The sequence below is a fragment of the Kitasatospora sp. NPDC048296 genome (assembly GCF_043201815.1).
Classification (GTDB): Bacteria; Actinomycetota; Actinomycetes; order Streptomycetales; family Streptomycetaceae; genus Kitasatospora.
Window position 1 is genome coordinate 89900 of record NZ_JBICZB010000018.1, and the last position, 26717, is coordinate 116616.

Consider the following 26717-nt stretch of genomic DNA (forward strand, 5'->3'; position numbering starts at 1 on the left):
CCCATCGCGTACGACCTCTGGCACGATGATCGCAGGCCGGTCTCCGGCCTTGCCGGGATGCCGCACCCGGAAACGCGGCATCGGGAAGGCAGAACCCTGCGCCCCTCGGGCGCCCACCCATGCTTGGCCCTGAGCACCATGAACTTTTCTGCGCGTCCTCCTAGATGCGCTGGCCGGGCAGCGCGCGAAGGAAGCGATCGTGCACGCAATCAACTGGCCCGAGGTCCCAACCTTCGGTGATCTCGTGGCACTGCGCCGCTGGGCCACGAATGAGCCCTATCAGAGCGCCAAGCGGGAGCTCGCCGAGAATGCCGAGCTGATTCCGCAGTCGACCCGTGACCAGGCCCGCGCTGAGGCCGCCGTGTTCTCTGCGCTGATCACCGGCTATGGCTTCCACTGGCTGTCCCACACCGGCGGCCCTTTCGGCATCCAGTGGCTGACACCGCGCCATGATGAACTCGTGCTGCACGTCGGGCGCGACCAACTGCCCCGGTGGGCCTCATCTCTCATCCCCACCCCCGCGCCGGGCACCGAACCGACCGGTGTACCTGGCCTTCGCTGGAGTCGCGAGGGCAAGGACACTGTCCTGACCCTCGCTGGCGGCAGAATCGTCCTGGCCCGTACCTTCGAGCGCGACTGGAACAAAGCCATCGCCGCCGCCGTAGCACAAGCGGAACGCCAGGGGCGGACGGCACAGCCCACGCACGCCGCGGTAGTGGAGACAGCCGACCGGCATCACCACCGGACGCATCCGCTGGCGACCCAGCTCTCCGCGACGCTACGCCGAATCGGGCTGCTCGGCAGCCTCAAGGGAATGGAAACCGTCGACCTGCTCATCCACGAGCACCTCGGAGCCTCCTACCTCATCGACCGGGCCCTTCCTAGCCCCGCGCCCCTGTGGCTGTCGGCCGCGGCTCCGTTCCCCCTCTGGCCGACGGCCGGGGCCGAACACGCTGGCCGCCCCGATCCCCAGGCCGCTGTACTGCGCCTGGTGTCAGAGTTCTCGACCGGTGCTGCCGCCCCCCGGGATCCGGCGCACGCTCTGTGCCTGCTGATCGGCTACCCGGCGGAACCACTCGCCCTGGCCGTGGCCGACTTGGCCCTTGCAGCGGCGAAAAAGATTCTGGCGGACCCGGCATCCGCAGCGCTGCGAGCAGGTGGGGGCTGGATCGCCAGGTGCCTCTGGTGGACCGACGTCCCGGTTGCCCATGCCAACCTGGCTCACCCGCTCGGAGCCGATGAGCTGTTCGACACCTGCCACCGCGCTGGGGTCGACCTGGAAGCACTGGGCAGGCTCTCGCCCGACTTTGCTCACCCCGAAGCCCAGCCTGACAGCGAGGAGGCAAGCAGAGAGGGGCGCGACGCCGTGCGGGAGATGGTGGACTGGGCGCTCGCGGCCGCCACCGTCCCCGACCGCCGCCCTGACTGGACCCGGGACAGCCGAAGCGGGGCCTGGACGGCGCAGATCGACATCCCCGCTGTATCGGGCCGGGTCGCCCTGACGGTTGAGTCCGACAGTGAGACGAGCAGCAGCTACACCGTCTTCGCCGAAGCTCCCAGGCTGCCGCTCGGCACGTTCACAGCCAAGGGCAGCTTCACGCAGCACCCCGCCGCTTGCGTCCTGGTGGCCGAGTACGAGGCCATTACCGCGGCGATCCCCCGCTGGGACGAGGAAGTGGACGGAGAGCGCTTCCGGCTCGTAGCCCCGCAGTCGGTAGCCCCTGACGCCGACCCGACGCTGGCTGACCTGATCCTCGCCGCTCCGAAGTCCAGAGTCATCGGCATCGACACCCTGCCAGCGACGCTCGACTTCATCCGCTACCGCGTCGGCGAGACCACCGGGGCCTCGAAAGGCCACTGGCTGCCCGAACCGGCCGACGGCCCCGACCACCACTGCATCAACTCCTACACCAGCCTGTTCATGGCCTACGGCGGCATCCCGGCAACGACGAGCGCGGAAGACGCCAATACCGCCACGGTGGACACCCCCACGTTTCGCCGCCACCTGGCGGCGCACAGAGCAGCCCTGGACCCGTTCGTCACCTGCTACCTTGCAGCGGCAGACGCAGAGCCGCGCTCTCTGGACATCGGCGAACGGCACCGCGCCGGCGTGCGAGCGCTCCGAACCGCTGACCTTCCCGCCCTCCTTGCACTTGACCCCCGACACCTTCCGGACAGTGTCCTGAAGACCGTGGAAGCTCTCCCCGAGGATCTCTACGACCCCGAATGGCGGCAGTGACTCCAGATCGGACGGCGGTGACCACAGTGCCATCAGGCCATCACCCTTGTCTGGGCGCTGCGCTCAAGGAGATAGCCCGCCCGCTCGTCACTTCGGGCCGATGGCCTCCGGGCGAAGCCGTGCGCCGTCGTCGTCCTGCCTGGCCACGAACGGATCAGGGCAATGCAGGACGACCGAGGACGTAGCGGTCACCGGGGAGCCGGGTGAACGCGGGGTGCTCGCGCATCGCGGACCTGAGCCGGGTCGCGGGTATCCGGGTGCCGTCGGCAAGCAGCGCGTCCCGCAGCTGCCCCGGCGTCAGGGCAGCACCGGCTCGGGTGAGGTGGCGAGCGGCGGCCTGCTCGGTCGTCACTTCGCCCGCGGCGGCCTCCACCACCACGAGGCCGCCGCGGGTCAGGGCGTGGTCCTCGCTGGCGGCGGCGAACTTCTCCAGCAGCGGCGCCGCGATCTCCTTGAGGGACACGGCGCCGGCCCGCCACCGGGCCGCGTCCAGCAGGCCCTGGTGGCGGCAGACCAGCACTGCCAGGGCCACCACGGCGCCCGTGAGAACCGGGTTGCGGACGGCAGTGCGCCCGAACCAGGCCACGAACTGCCCGGCGAGGCGGGCGGCGATCTCGGCGACGAGCACGGAGGTGGACAGGCTCGTCTCGAAGCCGGCCGCGCGCAGCAGCCCGTGGGCCCTGCCAACCCACTGGTCCACCGGGACGGCCAGCCCGAAGCGCGTGAACACCGAGTCCTGGGTCAGGATGACCGCCGGGGCGAGGAACTCGGCCAGGGCTGCGGTTGGTGCGTCGTCGGCGTCACCGCGGGCGCTCGCCGGAAGCGTCGGGTCGTCGCGAAGCAGCAGCCTGGACGCGGGGGAGAGGTGGTCGCCGATCGCCAGGTCGACGATTGGCACCCCGGGCAGCATCCGCGTCCACAGCATCTCCTGCGCTTGGTCGAGCGGCACGCCGGTCTTGGCGGCGATCCTCGGCAGGTGCTGCTGGAGCTCCTCCACGATGTGCGCGGCGCCGAACGGGTTGGAGCGCCCGGTGCCCGCCAGCGCGCTGATCAGATCGACCGGTTCACCGTCGCGCACCGCCCCGCAGGCCACCTGCGCCGGGGCGCAGGCGTCGACGACGGTGACCAGAGCGGGGCAGGTCAGGCCGGAGGTCAGGGGAGCGGTGGCGATGGCCGGCAGTCCGGCGGGCGGGGAGACCATGGCTCAGTGTCCGGCCACCGGGAGCCGTCCGTCGAGGGAATTGGGGAAGACGATGCCCCTGCCGTACGGGCGGCGTGCGTCAGCGGCCGGTCAGCGTGACGATGTGCGAGTCCCAGTCCTGGCCGTGAGGGACGATCGCCGACAGGACGACGTCCGTGTGGTGGGTCCACGCGTTCACCGGGACCTGGACGTTCGTCTCGCAGGTCTTCACGATCTGGTCCCCGCCCAAGTAAGAGCCGAGGTGCATGTTCACGGCCTTCAGCTCCACGCATCCTGCGCCGGACTCGACCCACCCCTTCAAGCGGTAGCCGTTGTTCTCTTGGGTGGCTGTCAACCGGGCGTTGCCCCACACCGATCCGTCGCCCGCGCTCGCGTCCAGCCCGATGGACTGCGAGCTGCGGTTCTGCGCCAGCGCCGCGCTGGGTACGGCGGCGAGCATCACCGCGGCTGCCAGAGCCCAAGCCCTTTTCCGCACGGTCCACCCCTCGTTGTCGGTCCACATCGCGCCCCGCCCAACGGCGCGGCCGGTCGCCAGGTCACGGACCTGTGGGCCGATCGGGGGGTTCAACACCGTGACAGTCTGGGACTGAACACCGGCACCCGGCCGCCCGCGAACTAGCGAGAGGCGAACCTCCACGTCACACGCCCGATGCCGGCGCCCGGACCGATGGGCTCCGGCGCCCGAGCCTTCCCGGCCGGGCGGGTCTGCGGCACTCCGCGGCGAGGCACCCGCTATCCGTACAGGCCAGTGCCCTTGCGGGACGCGCCGCGGCCGCCGCGGGCGGCGCCCGCCGAACGCATCGCGCTCGCCTGGCCCGGGTTGGCGGCCAGTGCCCGGCGGTACTGGGCGTCCAGCTCCCTCTGGCTGAGCTTGGATCGCGTCTTGGCCTGGGAGGGCCGCTTGCCCATCAGCTCCTGTGTGGCCGCCATGAACGGGTTGTTGCCCGCCGCACCGCCCGCGGCGCCGGGGCCGCGCTGCTTGGCGCCCTTGGCCCGAGGCGCGACCGGGGGAGCGGCCCGGGTGCCGAACAGCTCCCTGCGGGCCTCCAGCGCCCGGTGCGGGTGAGGTTCGGGCAGCACCTCCCCGCGCGGCGCCGGCCCACGACACGGCAGCCCGGCCGCGGCACCGCACGCCGGACACTGCACCGCCAGGACCTGCCCGGCGCTGACCTGCCGCCCGAGCCGCGGCGCGGGGACGGCCCCACCGCGGCCGTGCTGCCTCGCCTGCCGGGCGGCCGCGCTGCGCTCCCTGTGGGCACCCACCGTGCCGTCAGGACCCGGGCACCACGCCCCCGCCTCCACCCCGCACTTGGGACAGTCGACCACCAGCGCCTCCTGCGGCGGCACCGGTTGACCCCCGCCCACCGGCCCGGGGGCCACCGGCACACCCCGCACTGTCCGCCCGGCACCCTGCGCACGCGATGCCGGCGCGGGCACCGGACGGATCCGCTCGATCGGCACCGGCTCACCTCGCCGCACCCCGGACCCGGACCGCTGCGCCTGGGACCGAGCTGCGCCGAACCGCTGCTTGTGCGGCCTGATCGGCTGCCCTTGCTCGCCGCGGCAGGGGCTGCCCGCCCCGGCCCGGCAACGCGGGCACACCACCTGCTCCGCCTCGCTGCGCCCGACGGGCGGCGAGGGCCGGCGTTCGACGTGGGTTCCGCGCTCGTGCCAGGTCTTCGCGTTCTTCACGCCGTCATGCTGGCGCACTGCCAGCTGGATTCGGCAGCAATTCACCCGATAGTGGACGCTGCGAGCCTGCCGCTCCGCTCGGCGAGTCCGGCACGGCTGGCGAACTCCGAAGGCGGCCAAGATCCACGACCGGATCAGGCCGCAGCTCACCGATAGGTTGCCGGACCCTGCCTGCTCCCCGGGTTGTCATCTCCGCTCGCCAACCCAGAACATGCGGACTGGCCTGGGCGACGTCCGCGAGGGCGACAGCACCGGCCAGGTCGAGATGCCGCAACTGGCGGTAGCTACGTTGTCGGTGCTGGCCGCGATGATGTCCCCATGATCGATACATCCGCTCCGCTGTCGTCCTCCTCCGCCTACGCCGACGCGGTTGCCGCGGCCGTCCAGGCCGCCGCCGCGTACTACACCGACGGGGCCACCCCGCTCGGAGACGACGAGTACGACGCGCTGGTGCGGACGATCGCCGCCTACGAGGAGGCGCACCCGCAGGAGGTCCTGCCGGACTCGCCCACGGGGAAGGTCGCCGGCGGCGCGGTCCAGGGCGACGTGCCGCACAGCGTGCCGATGCTGTCGCTGGACAACGTCTTCTCCGCCGAGGAGCTGACGGACTGGGCGGCCGGGCTGGAGCGGCGGCTGGGCCGCCCGGTGAACGGCTGGTGCGTGGAGCCCAAGCTGGACGGCCTGGCGGTGGCCGCCCGCTACCGCGCCGGGCGCCTGGAGCGGCTGATCACCCGGGGCGACGGCCTTGCGGGCGAGGACATCAGCCACGCCGCCGACGCCGTGCTGGGCCTGCCCGCCGCGCTCGCCGAGCCCGTCGATGTCGAGCTGCGCGGCGAGGTCCTGCTCACCCGCGAGCAGTTCGAGCACGCCAACGAGGTGCGCACCGCCCACGGCGCCGTCCCCTTCGCCAACCCGCGCAACGGCGCCGCCGGCACCCTGCGTGCCAAGGACCGTCCCTACCGCATCGAGCTGACCTTCTTCGGCTACGGCGCGGTCGGCCTCGACAACGACCTCACCCACAGCGCCCTGCTGGAGCGCCTGGCCGACCTGGGGGCCAACACCGCCGCCACCACCGCAGCCCGCCCGGCGCGCTGCGCCACGCTGGAGGAGGCCCAGCAGCGGATCGACGAGATCGCCGCGCTGCGCCCCGAGCTGCCGTTCGGCATCGACGGCGTCGTGGTCAAGGCCGACGCCGCGGCCGACCAGCGGGAGGCGGGGTCGGGTTCGCGTGCACCGCGCTGGGCGGTCGCCCGCAAGCTCGCCGCCGAGCACAAGGTCACCCGGCTGCTGGATGTCGAGTGGAACGTCGGGCGCACCGGCATCATCGCCCCGCGCGCCGTCCTGGAGCCGGTCGTCATCGACGGCGTCACCGTCACCTACGCGACCCTGCACAACCCCGCCGACATCACCCGCCGCGGCCTGATGCTTGGTGACGCGGTCTACGTACTTAGGGCCGGCGACGTGATTCCGCGCGTGGAGGCGCCGTTGGTGGAGGAGCGCACCGGTGAGGAGCGGCCGATCGTGTTCCCTGAGGTCTGCCCGCGCTGCGGGGACTCCATCGACCGCGCGGAACAGCGTTGGCGCTGCGTGCGCGGCCGCGGCTGCCAGGCGGTCGCCTCCATCATCTACGCGGCCGGGCGCGACCAGCTCGACATCGAGGGCCTGGGCGGCACCCGGGCCGTGCAGCTGGTCGAGGCCGGGCTGGTGGCCGACCTTGCCGACCTGTGGACCCTCACCCGCGAGCAGCTCCTGGGCCTGGAGCGGATGGGCGAGACCAGCACCGACAACCTGCTCGCCGCGATCGAGACCGCCCGCACGCAGCCGCTCAACCGGGTGTTCTGCGCTCTCGGTATCCGGGGCACGGGGCGCACGATGTCCCGGCGGATCGCCGCCCACTTCGGTTCCATGGCGGCGATCCGCGCCGCCGACGCCGAGACGCTGGCGGCGGTGGATGGCATCGGGACGGAGAAGGCTCGGGTCGTCGTTGCCGAGCTCGCCGAGCTCGCCCCGCTGTTGGACCGCCTCGCGGCGCTGGGCGTGGGCACCGCTGAAACGGCCCCGGCCGCTGCGGCCACCGGAGAGAACACCGACGCCGACGCTGGCCCGCTCGCCGGCGGCTCGGTCGTGGTCACCGGCAGCATGACCGGTGCTCTCGCCGAGCTCTCCCGTAACCAGATGAACGAGCTGATCGAACGCGCGGGCGGCAAGGCGTCCTCCTCCGTCTCCAAGCGCACCACCCTGCTGGTGGCCGGTGAGAAGGCCGGCTCCAAGCGCACCAAGGCCGAGGAGCTCGGCGTGCGGATCGTCACCCCGGACGAGTTCGCCGACCTGGTCGCCGCCTACCTGACCTGACCCCCGACCGGCCGGGGCGATCCCCGCTCCGGCCACGTCAGGGCAGACGGCGTTCCGCGTGCAGGACGCAACGCCGGACAGGCACACCACCGAGTACCGAGGCCCCCTGGCCGCACCGGCCAGGACACCGCCGCCAAGTTGTCGCCCGTCGCCCGCTGAGGCTGCGGTAGGGTGCGAGCGGAGCAGGACGCGCACGTTCCTCGCCGCCGTCACCCCGCCCACACCGGCCGGTGACCACTTGGCGGCCAACGGTCCAAGTGAGGGCCCGCGTTGGTTTCGCCCTGCTCTGGCACCCTTCGCGCCCGGCCGGGATGGTGTGGGCACCCGGTGGGAAGAAGCTGTCGTGCCGAAGAACTCCTCCGCTGGTCGGCGAGAGGCCATCAAACACCTGAAGACGGAGCTGGGCCTCACGCACTCCGCAGCGGCCCGCATCATCGACGGTGGTCTCCGGCCGCCTCGGCTGGTCCTGTCCGACGAGATCCTCGCGCTGGGCCGGGGCGAGGGTCTCCAGCGCAACTGCCGGACCGACTGGGCCGCCTGGTTGAAGAAGATCCGTCTGCCGGGAGCTGTGGGCCGCTACACCTGCCACTGGTGCGACGAGCCGGGCAACCCCCAGACCACCGACACCTCCGTCACCCTGCTGCTGAGCCGCTACGACCCGGACCTCAACCCCTACCCCGGGGTGCTGGCCGTCCATTCTGCCCACCACGCCTGCGCGCCGTCCGCGATCCGCTGGGCCGTTCCCGCCGCCGTCCCCCAGGAGCCAGCCGAGGTCGAGCTGTCCTGGGCACCGCTGGACGGAGACGGCCGGCCCGATGAAGGCCAGGCCGTCTACGCCGTCTACCGGCCCTACGTCGCTCCGCTGCTCGCCGACCACGACGGCAGGCCCACTCCGATCCTGCGGCTCTACACCCAGCAGCTCGCCGGCCTCATGGGATCGCAGCAGCAGGAGCAGCTGTGGCAGGACTACGTACGGGAGGAGCTCGGCCTCGGGATGGACGGCGGCGACGCCCCGTACGGCTGGACGGCGCGGATCGAGCACCGCACCGGCAGCTCGCTCGCCCCCTCCTGGATCGCTCTGCGCACCTGCCTGGAGGACGGCGGGCAGCCGGCCCGTTCGCTCTACACCGCCGTGACCGCGCTGACGGACGACTGGGTGGCGGCCGCGTGCGCACTGGGCGAGGTCCTGGTCATCTCCACCGCCCGGCCCTGGGGTCCCGACGGTGCCGGAGCCGGAGCGGACGCGCTGCTGCGCCGCTTTGAGAACGGCGAGGTCCCCGGCGGGTGGGTTCCGCTGTGCGAACCCACCACCGAGGCGCTCGACGCGTGGGCCGACGCCCGCGCCCAGGCCGAGCAGGTGATGAGCTGATGGGCCGCCGCAAGCCCGGCCGGGTCCGCCGCGAGCGGCCGGTCCCGGCGTGGCGGCCGCCGCTGCTGCGCAGCCTGCAACCGCCCGGCGCCTTCTACAACGACACCGACATGCCGTGGTGGGACCTTCAGCCCGGTGAGGTGCCCGACCGGCCCGGCATCACCGAGCAGACCAGACGCTGGATCATGTGGCTGGCCCCGGTGTACGGAGGACAGGTCCCCGCCGCCGCGCTGGTCCTGGACAGCATGATCGCCAGGGGCGTCCTCCACTGCCTCATCGGCCCCGGCGAGGTATCGGAAGTGCCCGTCGACCGGTTCGCTCGGCAACTGGCCACGACGTGGCCGGCCGCGGCCGCGAGCGGGGCTTGCACCCGGGAACTGCTGCACATCATGCACGCGGACGGCTTCCTGCTCGTTGGAGACGATCCTTTCGCCGTGCGGACTGTCCTCGCTCAGCCGCCGCACACCGGCGGGCGCTGGCTGTTCTGGGACGCGGTCACCGAGCAGGAGCACGCCGAACACCGGGTCGTGGTGGCCGCCGAGATCGCCGCGCAGGGGCGCGACCCAGAGGACCTCTACGGGTACAGCACGACGGCCGCTGCCCGCCTGTTCGGGACCTTCGACAGTGGGCGCTGACCCGCAGTTGGGGCTCCGCCATCGGGCCTCGGCGGGGTGCGCCCGGTCGTGGCCTTGCCCGCGCTCCAGCAGCATGCCGCTGCTCTGACCACACTGCTGGGCCCGGCCCCGGGAATCGCGGCAGCGCGGACAGGGCCGGGCGTCGGCGCTGTGGTGTCGCCAGGGTCGTCCGATCCTGAGGCAGCGGTGAGGTCGGCGTCATCCGCCCTGCGGTTCTGGGGCGCCTGCCACAAGCGGTGCAGCAGCCGGACGGGCCGGGCGGTTCAGGAATGCCTCCCGGATGAGCGCCACGGTGGGCGCCGCGCCCAGCCGGCGTCCGCCGAAGCCGATACTGAAGCAGTAGCTGATGAGTAGGTGCATGAGCGCCGCTCGCTGGAGCTCGATGTCCTCGGCCTCCCAGATTCCGGCGGCGCCCTCCTCGCCTTCGACCTGGTAGGCGAGACGCACCGCCAAGGCCAAGGCGACGTCCGGCTGGGCTGACCGCACGACAGCGCGCAGCCGGTCGGTGCCTTGCGCCGGGTCCTGCCCGTAGGCGGGCCGGGCGGCCAATGGGGCAAGCAGCTGGCAGGCTCCGGTCCACACTGCTTCCGGTCCGCGCCGTTCGAGTTCGGCGGTCATCCAGCGGCCCGATACCGGGCTGGCCGTGGCGACGGTGTCCTCGATGGCAGTCTCGATCACGAGGTCGAGGTCAGGGGTCGGGCTGCTCATTGTGGGACGGTACACCGAGGCGCCGGCCCGTCCTGCGCGCGGAGGAGGGAGGAGGCCCCCGAGGAGGGCTGCTGTGGCCGGGGCCGAACGGCGGTGCCAGCTTCTGGGCGGGGCCCTACACCGGGTATGGGGCGGTGCAGTTTCGCAGGGGAGTCTGCGCCCTGAGCGTCCGGGGCCGGCCGTATCCGATGGAGGCGGCCTCGCGCCACTCGCGAAGGTGCGCGGCGACGGCGTCCAGGACGACCTGGTCCCCGCCGTCCCAGGAGCGGCCGGCCAGCAGTTGGATCACGTCGGCGGTCTCGCTGCCACCCAGGCTCGCGGGCTTGCCGTCGTCCAGGACCTGCCTCAGCCGACCGAGCATCGCCTCCGCCGCAGCGGACGGGCTCTCCCCGGGGTCGGCGAGCCGGGCGGTGAGCGCGTCGGCGAGCAGCCGGACCTCCAGCTGGTTGAGGCTGGCATGCTGCCCTGCCCAGGTCCGGTGGAAGATCCGCAGGGCGACGTCGCGCAGCCGCGGGGCATGACGGCGCAGCCGCAGGCAGTGCTGGCACAGCCAGCCGGGATCTCCGTAGCGGCTCTGGGCAGGGATCTCGATGCGCCCGATGCTGTCGCCTTCGTAGACGTCGTCCAGGCACAGACCGCAGGTCCCGGCCATGCGGGCCGTGATGACCACGCGCGGGGCGGGCAGGGTGCTGGCGACCTGCGGGCGGGCCGCGGGCTGAGCCTGCGCGGCGTCCGACCGGTCCGGCGCGGGCGGGGGCCAGCGCGTCCATCCGAGGCCGGTGAGCCATTCGGTGGCGAAGTCGAGGGCCTGGGCGATGCACCACAAGGTCGCCTCGGCCCGCCGGCGGACGCCGACGTGCCCGTTGATCTGGTACTGCACGCTGGCGATCGGCATCCCGCTGCGGGCGCTGATGCTGCCGGCCAGCGAGTTGAGCAGGTGTCGGGCAGCGGTCTCGTCCAGCGGCGGCCGAAGCGGGCGGCACCCGAGGCACAACTCGCCCGGGCCCGGCGCGGGCCGCGTCCCGCACTGGGTGCAGACCGTACCGGGGCAGGCTGTGCACGCCCCGGCCTCGCTCTCGTCGAGGCAGCCGTCGAGGTCCGCCCGGGCGGTCTCCCGCCAGGCGCTGGCGGTCGACCAGCAGTCGGCGGTGCAGACCCGGCGGGCGAGGCGGTCGCGGTGCCACAGGTCTTCGTCGACCAGGACCCGCCGCTCCCAGCCGCCCTGGTGCTCCTGGGTGAACGGGTCCCAGGTGTACTCGCCGCTGCTCACCACCTCGGCGTCGGCGGCTGCCCGGTAGGCGGCGAGCATCAGCGGGTCGGCGCTGTTGCTGGCCTCGTGGGCCCGGTGGTCGTAGTGGCAGGGCATGCGGTTGGCGTAGCCGGCGTACTCGGCCCCCAGCTGGCCGCATTCGGGGCACAGGGTCCACTGGTAGTAGTCGTCCCCCAAGATCCTCAGATCGCCGCCGTCCCACGGGTCCGTCTGGTCCGCCGTGGGCATGGAGCCCGTGGCCAGCAGAGCCCGCCCGCGCCAGCGCTCCGGCAGCCGGGCGGGCAGGATCGAGTGCTCCTCCCGGAGGTCGACGAGCACGCAGCTGTCCGCCTCCGGAATTTCGGGCAGGGCCGCGAAGGCGAAGCGCGGCCAGGCCGCCACGTCGTTCGGGCCGGCAGGGCCGATCGCGTCGAACCAGATGCGCTGCTGGGGCAGCCAGAACGCCGGGCGGTGGGTGAGGCCGCCACCGAGGGGGAACGCCCGCTGGTCGTACTCCCACTCCACGCCCAGGTGGTCGAAGACGACGGACCACCGGGCATGGAGGACGGACCTGAAACTCAGCGTCTGCACGGTCAGACCCATACACGGCCTCCACAGCGCGGCGGAACATCGAAAAGGCGCCGGGCGGACGGCGCCACCCGGCCAACGAACTGGTGCACGGCAAGTGTCTGGCATCGCCCGACAGCCACTCGTCTGTGTAGTAACAACCTTCCGCGTTGACCGTCGGCGGTGCTTGATCGGCTATCGTGCTGCCGGGCGCACGAAGGGGGGAGCGTAATGAGCCGTCAGCTGTCTGGCCGCGGCGGCGCGATGGTCGAGCCCATCGTGCTGCTGGCCCTGGTGATCACCATCGCCGCCCTGATGCTCGCGATGGTCCTCCTGTAGTTGCCGACCCGCTGCGCCTTCGTCGCGCCCGTCGGCCCGCCGATCCGTCCAGCGCTCTTCAGGCTGTGCGGACCCTGCGGCCGGGCGGGGGCCGTACGGCCAGCAGGAGGTGCACCGAGTCGGCTTGCACCGACGCCACGGTGTTGCGCAGACCACGGTGGTCTTGTGGCGTGCCGTTTTGGTGATGGAGCGTCAGGGTGGGCAGGCTGTCAGCTATGCGTATGTCCTCTCTGTACTTGCGTCGGGCCGCGGCGGGGGCGGGCGTCGTGCTTCTCGTGGGCTCACTCGGCGCGTGCTCGAAGCCGGCCGGTCACGAGAGCCAGGCCAAGCCGGTGCCGCCCGCGACCGCAGGGGCCTGGCCGGGGCCCGCGCCTTCGTCGGTGTCGGCGGCGCGGGTCGAGCTGGAGGCGCTGACCGTCGCCGAGCTGCGGCCAATGACCGGGTACAGCCGGGACCGGTTCCCGCATTGGGCTTCGCAGGGGCAAAACTGCGACGTCCGCGAGGCGGTGCTTAAGCGCGACGGACAGGCAGTGACCACCGACGCCCAGTGCAAGCCCACCTCCGGGAACTGGGTCAGCCCGTACGACGGCCTGACCGTCAACGACCCCAGCAAGATCGACATCGACCACCTGGTTCCGCTTGCGGCGGCCTGGCGGGCCGGGGCTGACAGCTGGACCGACGAGCAGCGCAAGGGCCTGGCCAATGACCTGACAAGGCCGCAGCTCCTCGCGGTCTCCGCCGCCTCCAACCGCAGCAAGGGCGACCAGACCCCGGACCAGTGGAAGCCGCCGCTCCAGTCGGCATGGTGCAACTACGGCAAGGCCTGGACGAACGTGAAGAGCTACTACAAGCTGACGGTCACCAAGCCGGAGAAGGCCGCGGTCGGCCAGATGCTCGACACCTGCCCGGCGGGCTCATGACGACCCCGGACCAGCCCTACGCCCGGACCGAGCCCGTCGTCACCGCCGGCATCGCGGCCGGCCCCGGCGGCGTCATGACCGTCGAGGTCGGCGTCATCACCGGGGACCTCACCCTGCGCACCACCTGGGACAGCCGCCAGGCGATCCTGCACATCCAGTACGACGGCGCCGACGAGTGGTACACCGTGGAGGGGTCTCCGGTGCCCGCCACCACGGCGTCCGAGGCCGAAGCCGCCCACCGGGCGATGACGGCCGCCGTCCGGCGGGGCGGCGCGGCCACCGCCGCCGATGCCGGTCACTGAACCTCGCCCCGTCCCGCGCCAGCCGCCGTCCGTGCGGCCTATCGGCCGCTCCGTCGCAGCACCTCCTTGGCGTAGCCCGGACTGCCGCCTCGGCCTGTCGGCCGCACCGTGGAAGAGCGGCCGGCCGAACCCCCGAGCGGTCCGGCCGCCCCAGGTCGGCGGTTCGGGCGGGGTTACTGGAAGCGCGGCTTCGACGACGGGGCGGTCGAGTAATGACGTCAGCTACCGCTGGGCCTTCAACTCCTGCGGACGCGGCGTCTCGCCATACGTCTGGAACAACCCGCCCGCCATGAGCTTTCCGACCGCCAACTGCTCGGCGACGGCCTGCTCGTCGCGCCAGCGGCCGTTCCCGTCCGCCAGCGCGACGGCGAAAACGGTCACGGCCCTCTTCAGCGCCTCCCACTTCTGGGGGGTCACGACCCGCATGCCGTCCACGGCCGTGCCCCGGGCATCGACCACCGGGCTGGGGTGCACCATGACCGCCAGCGACTTAACGCCGGCGTGGGTCGTCGCGTCCCAGCGGACACTTCCACCCAGCTGGTCCAGGTCGCTCTTGGCGATCGTCTCGGTGCTGCACCCCGTCTTGAGCTCGATCACCGCGTGCCGCTCGTCGGTCAGCGCCCACAGATTGTCCGGGCCCGTCCCGTACAACTTCTCCGGCCGGGTGCTGGCCACGCCGAGGTGGAGCCCCAACCTCAACCAGGCCGCCTCCGCCGCGTCGCTTCGCCTCTCGTCGCCCCAGACGACCTCGTCCATCAGCGCCTTGACGCCGAGCACCAGCGACATGCCATCGGTGTACTCCTGCTCCAGGAACCCCGCCGCCGCTTTCGCCTGAACGGCCGCGGCCCGCAGCTGCGCCGGCACCACCCCGGCGGCCGGACGCAGCACAAACGGGTTCAGCTCCAGGGCCTTGACCAGCATGCGCTGCGCCGCGGCGGGGTCGACGTGGTTGAGGTAGGCGGCCCGCTGTTCAAGCAGCAGTCCTCGGACAGCAGGGTCCTCGACGTCCGTCGTGGCGCGCTGCATCGTGTCGGCGGCGTCGCGGAGCCGGCCGGTGGCCGCCAGGTCGAACGCCTGCCGGGATGTGACGGCCTCCGGTCGCACGATGCCGCTGTCGGCGTATCGGATCTCGGCCAAGGCCCGGCGGCTGGCCGCCACCCACTGCGGATCCCGGTCCAGGCACGCGCCGATCGCGGAGCGCACGGCGTCCAGGCCCTCCCCCTGGATCTGGTCGGCAATGTCGCGGCTGAGTTCGACCTGGGCGCGGGTGGCCGGGGAGAGCAGTGCGCGCTGGCGCGGGTCGTGGGTCGCTACCGCAAGGTCGCTGCCGAGCAGCAGCACCACACAGTGGTCCTCGCTATCGCGTACTCCGCGGCCCATGCCCTGCTCGATGCGCTGAATCTGACGGGCCAGCAAGGTGGGGCTGCCGGAGAGCACGGCGGCCTCGCGTCGCTCGGTGGCGTCCATCGGGCGGGGGACGCCGTCCAGGACCAGGACCCGGCACGCGTCGCCGGGCAGGTCGACGCCGTCGTACTTGTTGACCATGACCACGAGGCCGACATGGCCGGCCTTCAGCTCCGCGACACCGGCTTCGAGGTTGCGGACGTAGTGAATGCGGTCGGCATAGGGCTCCCATGCAGCGGCGGCCTTCTCGCTGGGGACGAGCACGACGACGTTGACCGGCGGGGCGTCCGGGACGTTGTCGCCATCGCGGTCGCCGTCGGCGAGCTGCCGGGCCAGGACTCGCACGGCCTCGTCGCCCAGGGAGCGGTTGAGAGCGACGGGTGCCAGGATCATGCGGTCGCCCAGGTCGGCGGCGCTGCCCGGGGTGACCGGAAGCTGCACCTGCTTCGGGTCGGCGTCGAGGTCGGTGACCAGGACGCTGTCGTCGGCGAGCGTGGCGGTCAGGTACACCCTCCGGGTGGCCTTGTCGAAGGCGGGGATCATCGAGATGGGCAGGCACGGCGGGCGCAGCTCCACCCCGCGGCTGGTGACGGTGGCCGAGCACAGCGGCAGCACGTTCGCGATCAGCGGCCATTCGAACTTGAAGCCCTCGTCCCGGGCGTGCGGGTGAAGGACGGCCATGACCTCACTCTGGCGGGCCTGCCACGACCAGAAGGGAATGCGCACCACAGCGGTGAAGTCATGGGCGCGCACGTCCGCCCACGCCTTCGGAGACTGCGCCTCCAAGTCGTTGGCGAAGAGCGCGAGGAGCTTTGCGTAGGCCGGGTGGTCGGCCGCCACGGTCAGCCGGAACTGACCCTCCGCGGTGGCCAAAGCCGCGTGCGCGTCGTCGACGACCACGATCCCCAGGTCGATCGCCGGCCGGCCGTCACCGGCCACCCCGAAGACGGACTTGCCGTTGATCAGCTTCTGGAACGTGGTCACCAGGATCGCCTGGCCGGAGCGGAAGGCCAGGTCGTCCGCGTCGCCGGTGGCGGCCAGACCCAGCCGGTCCGCCTCCGCCCGCACCTGTGCGGCCAGGTAGGTGTCCGGCGCGAGGTAGACGGCCTTGCCCACGCCTTCGTTCAGCGTGCTGCGCGCGATGAGCAGGCCGACGACCGTCTTACCGCCGCCGGTGTTCTGCTTGATCACCATGTCCCGGTCGGTACGGCGCGCGAACCACCTCTCCAGCACCTCGCCCTGCTCGTGCCGCAGGTAGGGCCATGGCCGGCTCGCCAGCGCCGCGTAGATTTCACGGGGACGCAGCAGCGGTTCCTTGTGCCCAGAGCCGACGCGGGACCAGTCAAGCGGCATCGTATGTGGGTTCCCCTCGGGTCGAGCAGTGACGCCAGTGACCCACATCATCCTCGCCTTTCCCCGTGGCTACGAAGTGTTTTGCCCGGGTCTCGCCTCCTCGGAGTTTCCGCATCCGCGGCTTGGGGGCATGGGGGTCGAACGGTCCCAGCGGGGCTCGTGGAGGTCTCCGCGCAGGAAGCAGACCGGGGGAAGCAACGCGCACGTACCGTTCCATGGCCCCCACCTGCGGTAATGCAGCTTGCGCCGGTAATCGAACATGTTATCGAATGGAGTGCCGGAGGGGAGCCGGAGACGACGAGACGAAGAAGGGGGCAACCGGACAGGAGGCGACGCAGGGTGCTCGCGGCCCATCTGCACACCGCCTCGGGCTACTCGGTCCGCTACGGAGCATCCCTGCCGGCCGCGCTCGCGGAGCGGGCCGCCGAGCGCGGCATCACCGAGCTGGCGCTGACCGACCGGGACACCGTCTCCGGCGTGGTCCGCCACGCCAAGGCCTGCGCCGCCGCCGGGGTGCGGCCGCTGTTCGGCGCCGATCTCGCCGTCGGCCTGGTCGAGCAGCCCGACCGGCCCGGCGACAAGCGCCGCGCCCCGGCGAGGGGAGGGGCCTTCGTCGACGAGTCCGCGCCGAGGATCACCCTGCTGGCCCGCGACCGCACCGGCTGGGCCAACCTGTGCGCGCTGATCACCGCCGCATGGGCGGTACGGGCCGAGCGCGGCGGCGGCCAGCCCGTCGTCCCCCTGGAGGTACTCGCCGCCCACACCGACGGCCTCACCGTCCTCCTCGGCCCCAGCTCGGAGCCGATGCGCGCGCTCGCCGCCGGCCGACCCGACCGCGCCACCGAACTGCTCGCACCGTGGCGGACCTGGTTCGGCCCCCACCTGCGCCTGGAAGCCGTCCACCTGCGCCGCACCGGCACCGGCCCCGGCAGTCTGCGCCTGGCCGCCCGCACCGTGGGACTTGCCGCCGACCTCGACCTGCTCGCCGTCCTCACCAACGCCACCCGCTACGCCGACCCGGGCCAGGGACCGATCGCCGACGTCCTGGACGCCGCCCGGCTACTGCGCCCCGTACAGCGTGGCGCGGTGTGCAACGGCGAGCGGTGGCTCAAGGGGCCCGCCGAGATGGCCGAGCTCGCCGTGGAGGTCGCGCAGGCGGCCGGCCAGGGGCCGTCCGGCGGGCAGCGGCTGCTGGCGGTGACCGCCCGCACGGCGGCCGAGTGCCGACTGGACCCCGCGTCCGACCTGGGGATCGGCAGTGTCCGATTCCCGGAGGAGGACCGGCTCGGTCTGCTGCCGGGCTCATCGGCTCGGGTACTGCGCGAGCGGTGCGAGTCGGCGCTGGCCGAGCGCGGCATGGACCACGACCAGGACGCGGTCCAGAGGCTGGCCGAGGAGCTTCAGGTGGCGACCGGCCTGGGCTGGTCCACCTTCTTCCTGACGGTCAGCCAGATCGTCGCCGACTTCAAGCAGGCCGGGGTGCGGGTGTCCGCGCGCGGCTCCGGCGCCGGGTCCCTGATCGTGCACCTGCTCGGCATCTCCGCGGTCAACCCGCTCGAACACGGCCTGATGATCATGGAGCGTTTCCTGTCATTCCGGCGCCGCTCGCTGCCCGACATCGACGTCGACGTGCCCGCGGACCGCCGGATCGATTGCTACCGCCTGGTGCTGGAGCGCTTCAGCAGCTCCCGCGTCGCGGCGGTCGCGATGCCGGAGACGTACAGGGTCCGGTGGGCGATCCGCGACGTCTCCCTCGCCACGGGCCTGGACCCGGAGGAGGCGGGCCGGCTCGCCAAGGCGTTCCCGCACATCCGGGCCAAGGACGCGCGCTCGGCGATGGCCGAGCTGCCCGAGCTGCGCCAGGTCGCCGAGCACGCCGACCGCTACGGCACCCGCTTCTGGGACCTGATCGAGGACCTGGACGCCCTGCCCCGCGGCCAGGCGATGCACCCCTGCGGCCTGCTGCTCTCCGACGACTCCCTGCTGGCCCGCACACCGGTGCTCCCCACCCCCGGGGACGGCCTGCCCATGAGCGTGTTCGACAAGGAGGATGTCGAGGATTTGGGCTGCCTGAAATTGGACATCCTCGGGAACCGGACGATGCAGGCGATGTCGTACGCGCTGTCCGAGATCGAGCGCACCACCGGCCGCGCGATCGACCTGGACGACCCGGCTCAGGTGCCGCTGGACGACGAAGGAGCGTACGCCCTGCTGCGCGAGGGCGAGTCCCTCGGCGTCTTCTCGATCGACAGCCCCGGCCAGCGCGACCTCCTCGGCCGCGCCCAACCGAGGAGCTTCCTCGACCTGGTCGTGCAGCTCGCGCTGTTCCGCCCCGGGCCGGTGGCCGCCGACATGATCCGCCCGTGGCTGGCCGCCCGGCACGGCCGGCAGCCGGTGCGCTACCCGCACCCGGACCTTATCCCCGCCTTGTCCCCGACTTTGGGCGTGCTCGTGTTCAACGAGCAGGTGGCGAAGGTCATTTCGGTGCTGACCCGGACCGATCTGGCGATGGGGGAGGAGGCCCGCCGCGCCCTCAGCCGCCCTGAGCGCCTGCCCGCCCTGGAGACGTGGTTCCGCACCCGCGCCGCCGAGGCCGGCTACGACCAGCGGGTCGTCGATTCGACCTTCGAGCAGCTCAAGGGCATGGGCGCCTACGGATTCCCGGCCTCGCATTCGGCCGCGTTCGCCGTCATCACCCTCCAAAGTGCCTGGCTGAAGGCGCACTTCGGGCCCGCGTTCTACGCCGGGATCATGGAAGCGGAGCCGGGGATGTACCCGCTGCGCCTGCTGCTGGCCGACGCCCGCCGCCACGGCGTGCCGGTGCTGCCGGTGTGCGTCGAGGCCTCCGAGGCCGGCTACCGGGTCGAGACCGGACCGGACGGCCGGGACGGACTGCGGATCGCCCTCGCCGCCGTCAAGGGCATCACGGCGGAGGAGATCAACCGGATCACCGCCGCCCGCCCCTTCACCTCGATCCCGGACCTGTGGGAGCGGGCCCGCCCCTCCCTGCCCACCGCCCAGAACCTCGCCCGCATCGGCGCCATGACCGCCGTACCCGGCGGCACCCGGCCCCGCCGGGACCTGCTGCTGCTCCTGGACGAGCTCCACCACGGCCACCGCTCGACCGCCGTGCCGGACCAGCTCGCCCTGCCCGCCCCCGCCGAATCCCCCGCCCCGACCGGCCTGCCCGCCATGACCGCCGGTCAAGAGCTGGACGCCGAGCTGGAGGTCATCGGCCTGGACGCCTCCCAGCACCTGATGGCCGAGCACCACGCGCTGCTGGCCGAGCTTGGCGTCACCCCCTCCACCCAGTTGCGCGACGTCGAGGCCGGAGAGACGGTGCTGGTCGCCGGGGCGAAGGTCGCGATCCAGACCCCGCCGCAGAAGTCCGGCCGCCGCACGATCTTTGTCACGCTGGACGACGGAGCGGGCGGCCTCCCCGTCGACCTCGCGTTCTTCTCCGGTCCCGACGCCGAGGCCAGCGCGCGCACCCTCTTCCACTCCTGGCTCTTGCTGGTACGGGGTCAGCTCCAGCACCGAGGCCGCTCCCTCTCGGTGGTCGGACACCGGGCCTGGGATCTCGCCGACCTCGCCCGGGCACGTGCCGAAGGCGGCACGGCAGCCGTCCGCGCCCTCCTCGCCACCCCCGGGACGGCAGATCCCGAGCACCAGGACGACGGCCGCCAGAACCACCGCCCCAGCGGCGCGGGCGGCGCCGGCCGCATGTGGCACGCCTCCCAAGGCTCAGCAGGGTGATCGGCATGCGCACGCACCACTCAGGCCCCGGGGAGCCCACGATGACCACCACCTCCAACACCCCGGCGACGATCCTGCACCTGCACGTCCACCGGGCCCCGTTCGAGACCTACCGCGCCCTGTTCGCCGTCCTCGGCGACATCACCCCCGTCGTCCAGGCCCTGCCCCCGGACCGGGCGCTGCTCCAGCTCGCCGGCGCCGTCGGCTACTTCGGGCTGTCGCCCGCCGGTCTGGCGGATCTGCTCCAGACCCGGCTGGCCGCCCGCTACGGCCTGGTCACCACCGGCGGCATCGGACCCAGCCGCATGCTCGCCACCCTGGCCGCCGACACCGCCACCCCCGGCACCGTCCAGGTCCTGCCCGACGACCCGGACCGGCAGCTCGCCTTCCTCCACCACCAGGACGTGCGCCACCTGCCCGGCATCGGGCCCGCCCTGGAGAAGAAGCTCCGCCGGTACGGCATCGGAACCGTCGGCGAGCTCGCCGGCCTCCCGCCGGCCACCGTGCAGCGCATCGCCGGCGCCGCCACCGGCCGGCTGCTGCTGGAACGCGCCCACGGCACCGACCGGCGCACCGTCACCCCCTCCGGACCGCCCGCGACCATCTCCTCCACCACCCGCTTCGACCACGACGTCCTCGACCCCGACGAGGTACGCCGCGCGCTCCTCCACCTCGCCACCGACCTCGGCAACCGCCTCCGTGCCGCCGGCCAGGCCGCCCGCGCCGTCGAACTCCAGGTCACCTTCGCCGACCGCTCCAGCACCACCCGCTCCCGGACCCTGCCCGAGGCCACCGGCCACAGCCCGGCACTGCGCGACGCCCTCTACGGCCTGCACGCCCGGCTCGGCCTGCAACGGGCCCGGGTACGAGCCGTCACCGCCCGCACCGGCGACCTCCGCGACCACAAGTCCGCAGCGGTCCAGCTGACCTTCGACCGACCCACCGAGAACGCGCGGACGCTGGAGCCCGTCATCGACCGCGCCAACGCCCGCTTCGGCACCGGCGCCCTGACCCCCGCGGCACTGACCTCCGCGACCCGCTCGCGCATCATCGGCGCAGGTGGACGCCCTGGTAACCACGGAAAGTTCGTAGACCACTACGGCAGGCGGGCGTAGAGTGCCAGTCCACCAAGATCCCCAAGGAGAGGACCACACCGTGGCGGAGGACATCGCCCTGCCCGTCCGCGCGGGCCGGCCGCCCGGCATCCGCGTCGGCGCCGACGGCCTGACGGACCGGCAGCGCCAGGTCGTCGACACGATCCGAGACTTCGTCCAGAACCGCGGGTACCCACCCTCCATGCGGGAGATCGGCAAGGCGGTGGGACTCAGCTCGACCTCCTCGGTCTCCCACGTCATCGGACGCCTGGAGAAGATGCACGTCGTCCGCCGGGACCCGCACCGCCCCCGCGCCTACGTACTGGCGGACCACCGCCTCGGGGACCCCACACCACCGGCAACCGGGGCCTTCGGTTCGTCGTCCACCTCGTTCGTACCGCTGGTCGGCCGGATCGCCGCAGGCGGCCCGATCCTGGCCGAGCAGAGCGTCGAGGACGTCTTCCCGCTTCCCCGCCGACTCGTGGGCGACGGCGAGCTGTTCGCCCTCACCGTCAAGGGCGACTCCATGATCGAAGCGGGCATCTGCGACGGCGACTGGGTCACCGTCCGACGGCAGCCGACGGCCGAGAACGGCCAGATCGTCGCCGCGATGATCGACGGCGAAGCCACCGTCAAGCGGCTGCGGCACCGCGACGGGAAGACCTGGCTCATGCCGGCCAACCCGGCCTACGAGCCCCTGCCGGGCGATCAGGCGACCATCCTAGGCCGGGTCGTCGCCGTCCTCCGCAGCCTCTGACCCGCCGCCCCGCCACCAGTTCAGATGAACCATCCATGGCAGCCTTTCCAATGACACGGCGGGCGGCCACCGCAAGCCGCCAGCCGCCGAGCCGACAACCCGATGAACACCCCTGTCCCGCCGCGGCGCACCGCAGGACTGACCTCGTGGAACCGTGGCCAGGCAAAAACTCCCCGATAAACCGGCCAGAAGCGACCCAGGAAGAATCCCGGCAAGGGGAACGTGACAAGAAATAGAGAAAGCTTCGAACCGAGGTCCAGAAAATCATTTCCGGTAAATCCTCGACCACGTGATCCCGATCGCCTAGATTGAGCCCAGCACCGAAGCGGGGGAGGACACCAGTGCTGCACGAAGACGACTGGCGGGAAGCGGCCGCCTGCCGAACCACCGATCCGGACGAGATGTTCGCCGACCACGCCCACCAGGCCCGCGCCAAGGCCACCTGCTCCGGCTGCCCCTCCCGCACCCAGTGCTTGGCCCACGCCCTCGACCACCGGATCGAGTTCGGAGTCTGGGGTGGCATGACAGAGCGGGAGCGGCGCGCCCTGCTGCGCCGCCGGCCGACCGTCGCCTCGTGGCGCGATCTCCTGGAGGCCGCCAGGACCGAGCACGAGCGGGAGGCCGGCGAACGGCGCCGCTCGGCCGCGTGAGCCGTCGTTCAGCCCCGCAGGCCGCGCCAGACCGGATGTCTGAGCCGCGCGCCCTCGGTGAGTTCGAGGAACTCGACTTCGGCGTGGAGCTGCGGGGTCACGAAGCGGACCTCGGTGCCCCTCGGCAGCCCGAGGCCTCCGGCGGTGCCGGCGAACGGGCTGAGCGGCGCGGAGAGGCGGCGTAGGGCGGCGGCCAGGGCGCGGCGCTCGGCGTCGTCGAAGCCGGTGCCAACCGCGCCCACGAACACGAGCTGGCCGCCCTGGCCGGCGGGAACGCCGACCAGGACCGTGCGCACCGTGGCCCCGTTGCGGCCGCCGGGGATCCAGCCGCCGATCACGACATCGGCCACCAGCAGGTGCTTCACCTTGATCCAGTCCCGGGAGCGTGCCCCGGCCCGGTACAGCGAGCCGGCCCGCTTCGCGACGACACCTTCGAGACGACGCTCGCGGGTCCAGGCGAAGGCCTCCTCCGCCGATGCCCAGGCGGGTGGAACCCGGACCCGCGGACGGTCCAGGCCGAGCGCCTCCAGGAGGCCGCGCCGCTCCTCGTAGGGCACGGAGAACTGCGGGCGATCGGTGTGCACCAGGTCGAAGAGCACGAGCATGGCCGGGGCCGCCCTGGCCGCAGCTCGCACCGAAGCCGGCCGCGAGCGATGGATCCTGCTCTGGAGGCCGTGAAAGCTCGGACGCCCTTCCCGCATTACCACGAGTTCGCCGTCCAGCAGCAGCGGCCCCGGCACGTCGACGAGCGCCCCGGCGACCTCGGGAAAGCGCGCGGTGTAGTCCGTCCCGCGCCAGCCGACCAGGCGTACGTCTGTGCCTTCCCTGTAGGCGAGACAGCGGGCCCCCGTCCCACTTCGCCTCTGCCCACCAACCGGGACCGGTCGGCAGCGGTCCAGCCGTCGCCAGCATGGGCTCGATGTGGGGAAGACGGACCTTCGGGGCAGCTGCTCGGGACGCCACACCTCCAGGATCGGCCCGCAGGCCGGACACCGCCCAGGCCGGCCTCCACCGCTGCGAGGCCGTGGCGGTGCCTTCACGTCACGGCTCCTCGGCCGTCGAGGGTTAGCCGACCGCGTGGAGGCGTCGCCGACTGCGCTCGGCTGCGGCCTTCTTCGCGGCTGCGGCCTTGGCGCGCTTCTTGCGCTGCTCCGCGAGCTGGTCCTGGTACTGGGCCGCGGCCTCGCGGTAGTTCTTGACGAAGTCGGGGTGGGTGAGGCGTTCCTCGGCAGGCATGACGGCCACTGCCGCCACCGCGTCTTCCGGCGACCTGTACCCGGCGATCATGGCGTTGAGCTTGTAGTTCCCGTTGCGCACACGGGTGAGGAGCCGCGCGAGGAGCAGGTCCCTCATTCCGGCGATCACCGTGGTCCTGGCGATACCGACCAGCTGCGCGATTCCAGCTTGGTCCATGTCGATGCGCCCGCCGGCCTCGCTGTGGGCCCGGAGCTTCAGCAGGATCCGGTATGCCGCGGGCCCCATGTCCAGGTCGGCGACGATGCCGTCACAGTTGACTGCTGCGAAGTGCAGCTGGCTCACGACTCGCTCCTCTCGTCGGACTTCTCCTGACGGGCCCTGCGCCGCGCCGCTCGCTCTTCGGCGCGCTGCCGACGGAGTTCGTCGATGGCGATGCGCATCTTCTCAAGCGAGGGGAACCGGACAAGGTCGGGGAGGGACTTGTCTCCACGGATCTTGGAGATCGTATCGGCTTGCTCGACCCGCACGTACTGCGCGGGCACCAGCTCTGTACCCGGGATGAACTCCGCCACTCGGTAACTGTAGGGCGGATTCCACTGGTAGACCCCGGGCTTCACCATGAAGACGATCCCGTGCTCCATGACCTGGCTGAGCGCCTCGTTCACCTTGGTCCGGTTGACGTCGAGGATCGTGGCCATCTCCTCCTGGGTCAGCGGCACCCGTCCGCCGGCCTTCTGTCCGGCGATCAGGACCAAGATCACCCGAAGAGGCAGGGCCTCGCGGAAGAACTGGGCGATGACGAGGAGGAAGTCCAGCGAGTCGAGCGAGAAGGCGCCTTGCTGGTTCGGCTCGGTGGAGTAGATCTCCAGCGTCTTGCGCTGGGCCTCCAGGGTGAGCTTCCGGTTGGGGTAGCGCTGGGCAACATCGTCCAGGCTGCTGACGTCCTTGACCGGGGACAGCGGGCTGGCCCAGGCGTCAGCAGGGTTCTCGATCGGCAGTGCCGGCTGCTGTGGGGAGGCCTTTGGTGCTGTGCGGCGGCGGCGCGCGGGCTCTGTTGGCACGGGGTGGGTCTCCCACGGTCGCTTCGGTGATGGATCTTGAGCTGAGGCAGCAGTATGTCAGGACCCCTGGACCCCGATGTCGCATCCTTGCGACATTCCGCGTGTCGGGTGTCCCCCCTGGGGGACACCGTAGGTATCGAAGCCCTCGTGATCGGCTCGGGATCGCCGACGTCGGCGGCAGGCGCCAAATGTCGCAAGGTTGCGACATTTCCCCGGGTTTTCATGTCGCAACCTTGCGACATTCCGCCGCGTCCGTGTCTCCCCAGTCGGTACATCCCGGGGTCGCGATGTCGCGACTGAGGGGACACCGTGATCACTAGAGATGGTGCATGACCTGCGGAAACGTCTTCGTTCTACCTTCTATACAGCTGGGCCCTCGCCCAGTCGACAGGCCCAACCCCGATACGAGCCCTCGGTGACGCCTGCCATCCACCGCGAGTGCGGGTTGGGTGGTGCTGCGCTGGCTGTTGGTGGGCCTTCGGCGGGGGCCTGGCGGCCTGGTTGGGGTTGGGGCGGGGCGGCCCGGTGGTGGGGTTGCTGGGCGTCGGTCTGGTCCTGGTCCTCGGTCTCCGGTCGGTGCTGCTGTGTCCCGGCCTCCGGCCGGGCCTGTGTGGGTGGGGTGTCGGTCCGTTCGACGCTCGGCCGGGTGGTGATGTCCGGTGGGGTCCCGGCCTGCGGCCGGGCGTGGTGCGCCTGGGTGGTGGTCCCGGGTTGGGTCCGGCTACCGGTCGGTGTTCCTGGCGGTCGTGCTCGGCGTGGGTGGGTCGGCTGGGGGCTGGTCGTCGTCTCGGGGGTCCCGGCCACCGGCCGGGGCTGCGCCCTGCTGTCGGCTGGGGGTGCGTTCTGGTGTCGGTCGGGGGTGCTGTGGCTTGTGGTGGTGGTTGTGGGGGGTTGGGCGGAGTTCTGGGCGTGGTTGGTGGCGTGGGGTGCTGGTGGGTGGTTGGTGGGGGTGTGTGGGGCCGTGGTGGGGGTGGTCGCCGGCTTGGGGGTGGTGGCTGGTGCGGGGGGTGGTGGGGGAGGGGTTCCGGGCCACCGGCCCGGGGTGTTTGGCGGCCGTCCCCGGGCTGGTGTTTCCGGGGCGGCCGGGCGGGGGTTTCGGGTGGTGTCCGCTGCTCCTTTCTCGGGGTTTTCCGGGGCGGCAACGAACGGCCTTTCCGGGAATTCTGGGGCGTGTATTCGCCGATAAGTGGTCTAGTCCTGCATTCTTTGAATGCGTTTCGCCGATTCCGGGGAATGCGTTTCCTGTTCGCACCGGGCGGGACGGGGTACTGTCCGCCCCACCGGGGCGGCCCCCCGGGGATGAGTGCCGGTCAGTATCGGCTGCGCCCCGGGGGAGGCCTTCCCCCGGGGAGGGGTACTGCCGGTGCTGCGCCCCGGGGAGGGGGCTCACAGGCTGTCAGGGGGCCCGGTGCGGGCCACCGGCCCGCCGGGGTGCCCGGGGGCCGGGCGCCGCCCCCGGTGGCGTTCCTGACGGACCGCCCGGCCACCGGCCGGAAGCCTCCCGGCCCTTGTCCCTTCTAGCGAGGAAACACGTCAAAACGGGTACGGGCGACCGGCCCGCCACTGGCGGGCACCCCTGCCCGGTACCCCGCCAACCCGGGCCATGCCACCCGACCGGCCACCGGCCGGGGGACGCCCGCCACCAGTCAGGGCCAACGGCCCTGACACCACCCCAGGCACCCCCAACCGAGGCCCCGTCAGGGGCCGCCGCATTCCCGCGAATTGGCCACCGGCCAATTCGGCCAGCCATTCACCCGCCCATTCCCCGCCACAATCTGAGGCGCCGCCAGGCGCCGGAGGGGGCGTGCCTGACGGCCCGCCAGGGCCGCCCTGGCCGCCAGGCCAGGGGCGAGGCCGCCAGGCCTCCGCCCC

At 72.3% G+C, this 26717-nt stretch carries 19 protein-coding genes; 10 read left to right on the forward strand and 9 right to left on the reverse strand.

Annotated elements, in window-relative coordinates:
* Nucleotides 1–199 precede the first annotated feature (199 nt).
* Entirely contained in the window at nucleotides 200–2239 is a 2040-nt protein-coding gene (locus ACGF12_RS14010) for a hypothetical protein (RefSeq protein ID WP_393028548.1), read from the forward strand.
* Between the two features lie 154 nt (nucleotides 2240–2393).
* On the opposite strand, the gene ACGF12_RS14015 is transcribed toward ACGF12_RS14010, so the two are convergent.
* From ACGF12_RS14015 to ACGF12_RS14025, 3 genes are all read right to left on the reverse strand, one after another.
* Nucleotides 2394–3440 (reverse strand): hypothetical protein, encoded by a 1047-nt coding sequence (locus ACGF12_RS14015; protein WP_393028549.1) that lies wholly within the window; start codon nucleotides 3438–3440, stop codon nucleotides 2394–2396.
* A 79-nt stretch (nucleotides 3441–3519) separates the two neighbouring features.
* Nucleotides 3520–3915, reverse strand: a complete 396-nt coding sequence (locus ACGF12_RS14020) for a hypothetical protein (RefSeq protein WP_393028550.1) — start codon at nucleotides 3913–3915, stop codon at nucleotides 3520–3522.
* A 257-nt stretch (nucleotides 3916–4172) separates the two neighbouring features.
* Nucleotides 4173–4520 carry a hypothetical protein gene (locus tag ACGF12_RS14025; protein WP_393028551.1) on the reverse strand — a complete coding sequence of 116 codons (348 nt, stop codon included), beginning with the start codon at nucleotides 4518–4520 and terminating at the stop codon, nucleotides 4173–4175.
* A 930-nt stretch (nucleotides 4521–5450) separates the two neighbouring features.
* On the opposite strand from ACGF12_RS14025, the gene ligA reads away from it, so the two are divergent.
* The 3 genes from ligA (at nucleotide 5451) to ACGF12_RS14040 (ending at nucleotide 9488) form a co-directional block, all read left to right on the forward strand.
* Complete coding sequence (ligA, locus tag ACGF12_RS14030; protein ID WP_393028552.1) at nucleotides 5451–7484, forward strand: NAD-dependent DNA ligase LigA; 2034 nt, start codon at nucleotides 5451–5453, stop codon at nucleotides 7482–7484.
* A 343-nt stretch (nucleotides 7485–7827) separates the two neighbouring features.
* Nucleotides 7828–8853, forward strand: a complete 1026-nt coding sequence (locus ACGF12_RS14035; protein ID WP_393028553.1) for a hypothetical protein — start codon at nucleotides 7828–7830, stop codon at nucleotides 8851–8853.
* Nucleotides 8853–9488, forward strand: coding sequence for a hypothetical protein (locus ACGF12_RS14040; protein WP_393028554.1), 636 nt, complete (start codon nucleotides 8853–8855; stop codon nucleotides 9486–9488). Before ACGF12_RS14035 ends, ACGF12_RS14040 begins: the two co-directional genes overlap by 1 nt.
* Nucleotides 9489–9686: 198 nt before the next feature.
* Here the strand turns inward: ACGF12_RS14040 and ACGF12_RS14045 are convergent, their stop codons facing one another.
* Nucleotides 9687–10196 carry a hypothetical protein gene (locus ACGF12_RS14045; protein WP_393028555.1) on the reverse strand — a complete coding sequence of 170 codons (510 nt, stop codon included), beginning with the start codon at nucleotides 10194–10196 and terminating at the stop codon, nucleotides 9687–9689.
* 115 nt (nucleotides 10197–10311) lie between these two features.
* Nucleotides 10312–12048: a hypothetical protein gene (locus ACGF12_RS14050; RefSeq protein ID WP_393028556.1), complete on the reverse strand. Its 1737-nt coding sequence runs from the start codon at nucleotides 12046–12048 to the stop codon at nucleotides 10312–10314.
* Between the two features lie 524 nt (nucleotides 12049–12572).
* Between ACGF12_RS14050 and ACGF12_RS14055 the strand changes: the two genes are divergently transcribed.
* Both ACGF12_RS14055 and ACGF12_RS14060 read left to right on the forward strand, forming a co-directional pair.
* On the forward strand, nucleotides 12573–13271 hold the full coding sequence (locus ACGF12_RS14055) for a DUF1524 domain-containing protein (protein ID WP_393028557.1): 699 nt from the start codon (nucleotides 12573–12575) through the stop codon (nucleotides 13269–13271).
* Nucleotides 13268–13573, forward strand: a complete 306-nt coding sequence (locus tag ACGF12_RS14060; protein ID WP_393028558.1) for a hypothetical protein — start codon at nucleotides 13268–13270, stop codon at nucleotides 13571–13573. The genes ACGF12_RS14055 and ACGF12_RS14060 overlap by 4 nt, the downstream gene beginning before the upstream one ends.
* 222 nt (nucleotides 13574–13795) lie before the next feature.
* Here the strand turns inward: ACGF12_RS14060 and ACGF12_RS14065 are convergent, their stop codons facing one another.
* Nucleotides 13796–16330 (reverse strand): DEAD/DEAH box helicase, encoded by a 2535-nt coding sequence (locus ACGF12_RS14065; RefSeq protein WP_393028559.1) that lies wholly within the window; start codon nucleotides 16328–16330, stop codon nucleotides 13796–13798.
* 339 nt (nucleotides 16331–16669) lie between these two features.
* Here ACGF12_RS14065 and dnaE point away from each other — a divergent pair, with 339 nt between their 5' ends.
* The 4 genes from dnaE (at nucleotide 16670) to ACGF12_RS14085 (ending at nucleotide 22587) form a co-directional block, all read left to right on the forward strand.
* Nucleotides 16670–20086: a DNA polymerase III subunit alpha gene (dnaE, locus tag ACGF12_RS14070; protein WP_393028560.1), complete on the forward strand. Its 3417-nt coding sequence runs from the start codon at nucleotides 16670–16672 to the stop codon at nucleotides 20084–20086.
* A 41-nt stretch (nucleotides 20087–20127) separates the two neighbouring features.
* Entirely contained in the window at nucleotides 20128–21201 is a 1074-nt protein-coding gene (locus ACGF12_RS14075; RefSeq protein WP_393028561.1) for a hypothetical protein, read from the forward strand.
* A gap of 40 nt (nucleotides 21202–21241) precedes the next feature.
* On the forward strand, nucleotides 21242–21937 hold the full coding sequence (gene lexA, locus ACGF12_RS14080; protein WP_393028562.1) for a transcriptional repressor LexA: 696 nt from the start codon (nucleotides 21242–21244) through the stop codon (nucleotides 21935–21937).
* A gap of 341 nt (nucleotides 21938–22278) precedes the next feature.
* The gene (locus tag ACGF12_RS14085; RefSeq protein WP_393028563.1) at nucleotides 22279–22587 is read left to right on the forward strand and encodes a WhiB family transcriptional regulator; all 309 of its coding nucleotides are present in this window, start codon (nucleotides 22279–22281) and stop codon (nucleotides 22585–22587) included.
* Nucleotides 22588–22595: 8 nt separating this feature from the next.
* On the opposite strand, the gene ACGF12_RS14090 is transcribed toward ACGF12_RS14085, so the two are convergent.
* The 3 genes from ACGF12_RS14090 to ACGF12_RS14100 are packed head-to-tail and all read right to left on the reverse strand — an operon-like array spanning nucleotide 22596 to nucleotide 24845.
* Complete coding sequence (locus ACGF12_RS14090) at nucleotides 22596–23627, reverse strand: ATP-dependent DNA ligase (RefSeq protein ID WP_393028564.1); 1032 nt, start codon at nucleotides 23625–23627, stop codon at nucleotides 22596–22598.
* Nucleotides 23628–23652: 25 nt separating this feature from the next.
* Nucleotides 23653–24126: a MarR family transcriptional regulator gene (locus ACGF12_RS14095; protein WP_393028565.1), complete on the reverse strand. Its 474-nt coding sequence runs from the start codon at nucleotides 24124–24126 to the stop codon at nucleotides 23653–23655.
* Nucleotides 24123–24845, reverse strand: a complete 723-nt coding sequence (locus ACGF12_RS14100) for a hypothetical protein (protein WP_393028566.1) — start codon at nucleotides 24843–24845, stop codon at nucleotides 24123–24125. The genes ACGF12_RS14095 and ACGF12_RS14100 overlap by 4 nt, the downstream gene beginning before the upstream one ends.
* Nucleotides 24846–26717 lie beyond the last annotated feature (1872 nt).